General features: G+C 55.5%; 1 rRNA gene (cut by a window edge). It reads left to right on the top strand.

The features are described from left to right. Positions 1–1,177 (top strand): 23S ribosomal RNA (locus ACGFR7_RS37390); it begins 1,370 nt to the left of the window's first position. The last annotated feature ends 21 nt before the right edge of the window (positions 1,178–1,198 follow it).

The raw sequence follows: 1,198 nt of genomic DNA, 5'->3' as shown, positions 1-1,198 counted from the left end.
GTCTGAGCTGGTGGTGGCCGCAGAGACCAGCGAGAAGCGACTGTTTACTAAAAACACAGGTCCGTGCGAAGCCGTAAGGCGATGTATACGGACTGACGCCTGCCCGGTGCTGGAACGTTAAGGGGACCGGTTAGTCACATTTCGGTGTGGCGAAGCTGAGAACTTAAGCGCCAGTAAACGGCGGTGGTAACTATAACCATCCTAAGGTAGCGAAATTCCTTGTCGGGTAAGTTCCGACCTGCACGAATGGCGTAACGACTTCTCGACTGTCTCAACCATAGGCCCGGTGAAATTGCATTACGAGTAAAGATGCTCGTTTCGCGCAGCAGGACGGAAAGACCCCGGGACCTTTACTATAGCTTGATATTGGTGTTCGGTTCGGCTTGTGTAGGATAGGTGGGAGACTTTGAAGCAGCCACGCCAGTGGTTGTGGAGTCATTGTTGAAATACCACTCTGGTCGTGCTGGATGTCTAACCTGGGTCCGTGATCCGGATCAGGGACAGTGTCTGGTGGGTAGTTTAACTGGGGCGGTTGCCTCCTAAAGAGTAACGGAGGCGCCCAAAGGTTCCCTCAGCCTGGTTGGCAATCAGGTGTTGAGTGTAAGTGCACAAGGGAGCTTGACTGTGAGACTGACGGGTCGAGCAGGTACGAAAGTAGGGACTAGTGATCCGGCGGTGGCTTGTGGAAGCGCCGTCGCTCAACGGATAAAAGGTACCCCGGGGATAACAGGCTGATCTTCCCCAAGAGTCCATATCGACGGGATGGTTTGGCACCTCGATGTCGGCTCGTCGCATCCTGGGGCTGGAGTCGGTCCCAAGGGTTGGGCTGTTCGCCCATTAAAGCGGTACGCGAGCTGGGTTTAGAACGTCGTGAGACAGTTCGGTCCCTATCCGCTGTGCGCGTAGGAGTATTGAGAAGGGCTGTCCCTAGTACGAGAGGACCGGGACGGACGAACCTCTGGTGTGCCAGTTGTCCTGCCAAGGGCATGGCTGGTTGGCTACGTTCGGAAAGGATAACCGCTGAAAGCATCTAAGCGGGAAGCCTGCTTCGAGATGAGTACTCCCACCCCCTTTGAGGGGTTAAGGCTCCCAGTAGACGACTGGGTTGATAGGCCAGATATGGAAGCCCGGTAACGGGTGGAGTTGACTGGTACTAATAGGCCGAGGGCTTGTCCTCAGTTGCTCGCGTCCACTGTGT

Source organism: Streptomyces sp. NPDC048516 (assembly GCF_043199875.1).
Taxonomy (GTDB): Bacteria; Actinomycetota; Actinomycetes; order Streptomycetales; family Streptomycetaceae; genus Streptomyces.
This window is presented reverse-complemented; position numbering and strand designations above follow the sequence as displayed.